The 1971-nt window shown below is 62.4% G+C and carries 2 protein-coding genes; both read left to right on the top strand.

Going from position 1 to position 1971, the window contains the following annotated elements:
* On the top strand, positions 1-1124 hold a 1124-nt coding region (locus VMR39_RS11740; protein ID WP_325416145.1), incomplete at its 5' end, for a molybdopterin cofactor-binding domain-containing protein.
* The gene (locus VMR39_RS11735; protein ID WP_325416144.1) at positions 1121-1708 is read left to right on the top strand and encodes a flavodoxin; all 588 of its coding nucleotides are present in this window, start codon (positions 1121-1123) and stop codon (positions 1706-1708) included. The genes VMR39_RS11740 and VMR39_RS11735, both read left to right, overlap by 4 nt.
* Positions 1709-1971 lie beyond the last annotated feature (263 nt).

The following is a 1971-nucleotide window of genomic DNA, read 5'->3' as shown; positions in this document are numbered from 1 at the left end:
GCATCCTCAACGATACGCAGGTCGTACCGGGCGACCCCGGCCGTGGCTCACCCACTGATCCGCAATCGGCAAGCGGCAACCAGGGCAAGGCGGTGGAGGCTCTACGTCCCTTCTCCATCCGGCAGTTGGTGCCATGCCTGCGCACGGGTGCCGAACGCTTCGGTTGGAAGGAGCGCCAGGCCAAGCCCGGCAGCCGTCGTGAAGGCCGCTGGCTGATCGGCATGGGCATGGCCTCTGCGATCCGTGGCGCCCCGATCATGCCGGCGGGTGGGCGTGTCACCCTCGACGCCAAGGGTATCGTGACTGTCGAGAGCAACATGACCGACATGGGGACGGGCAGTTACACCATCATCGGCCAGACGGTCGCGGAGATGATGGGCCTGCCCCTCGACCGCGTTGTGGTGAAGCTTGCCGACTCCGATTTCCCCGAAGCATTCGGAGGTGGCGGACAAGGCGGTGCCGCGTCCGCCACGGCAGGTGCCTACGCCGCGTGCATGAAGCTGCGCGAAGCCGTCGCTGCCAAACTCGGGTTCGACGCTGCCGATGCCGAGTTCATCGACGGCGAAGTTCGTGCCGGAAGTCGGCGTGCGCCGCTCGCCCAGGCTGCGAAGGACGGTGCGATCACGGCGGAAGACAAGATGGAATATGGCGACCTGTCGAAGCGTTTCGAGCAGCAGACCTTTGGCGCTCATTTCTGCGAAGTCGCGGTGGACGCCTATACCGGTGAAATCCGCATCCGGCGGATGCTCGCCGTCTGCGCGGCCGGACGTATCCTCAACCCCATTACCGCCCGCAGCCAGGTGATCGGCGGCATGGTGGGCGGCGCTGGCGCGGCCCTGATGGAGGAACTGGCTGTCGACAAGCGCTTCGGCTTCTTCGTCAATCACGACCTCGCTGGATACGAAGTGCCGGTCCATGCCGACATCCCGCATCAGGACGTCTTCTTCCTGGAGGAAACCGATCCGACAATGTCACCCGTGAAGGCGAAGGGCGTAGGCGAGCTTGGCATCTCGGGCGTCGCACCAGCGATCGCAAATGCGGTCTATAACGCAACCGGGGTGCGGGTGCGGGAATATCCTATCACGCTCGACAAGCATCTGGCGAAGCTACCGGAGATCATATGACGCAGGGTCCGCAGCGGTTCTCGCGCCGTACCGTGCTGGCGACCCCGGCGATTCTTTCGCTGGTTGGCACGGCGTGCGCCCAAGAGCCGGAACAGCAGCGTGCTCGCGCTGGCAAGACACTGGTCGCGTACCTCACCCGATCGGGCAATACCCGCGTGATCGCGGGAACATTGCAACGAGCGTTGAGCGCTGACCTCTTCGAGATCCGACCGGCAAGTCCTTACCCGGAGGATTATGAGCAGCATGTCGCGCAGGCCACCCGCGAGCGTGACAGCGGGTTCGAACCTTCCTTGGCGGCCAAAGTCAATAACATTGCCGCCTATGGCACCGTCTTCCTTGGATTCCCTATCTGGGGGGAGACGGCACCCCCGCCGATCCGCTCGTTCTTGAAGGCTCACGATCTACGCGGGAAGACGCTTCGCCCGTTCATCACCCACGGCGGATATGGTGTTGGCAATAGTCAGGCGGTGTTGGCTACCCACGCAACCGGAACCGCGATCGCAGACCCCTTCGTCATGGAGGCGGACCAGGAACGGCGCACACTCAATCAGGTCCGCGACTGGTTAGTTAAGACTGACAGCTAAATGTGTCGAACTATTCTGGGAATATGTGGCGTTGAAGCGGCAACCTACCAGCAGCATCATCCTCAAACCGCCGCTTTCGGCAGACTCGGACGTTCGCGTCAGCACGGCTAAATGTCCTGATGTGGTCGACAACTGCCCATAACGGACGGAGCTGCATTGATTTACGCTGCGCTATCTTCCTTGCCCCGAGACTATCGCACCCCATGTTGCAGCTATGCTGAATGAGTGGAGAAAATCATGGGTTTTACAGGGCGCGAGCTGAG

The sequence above is a fragment of the Sphingobium sp. genome (genome assembly GCF_035511395.1).
Lineage (GTDB): Bacteria > Pseudomonadota > Alphaproteobacteria > Sphingomonadales > Sphingomonadaceae > Sphingobium.
Note: the sequence above shows the minus strand (reverse complement) of the source record. Positions and strands in the feature narration are given on the sequence as shown.

Coding starts and splice junctions, on each gene's coding strand:
- VMR39_RS11735 (WP_325416144.1), top strand. CDS start 1,121: ATGACGCAGGGTCCGCAGCGGTTCTCGCGCCGTACCGTGCTGGCGACC.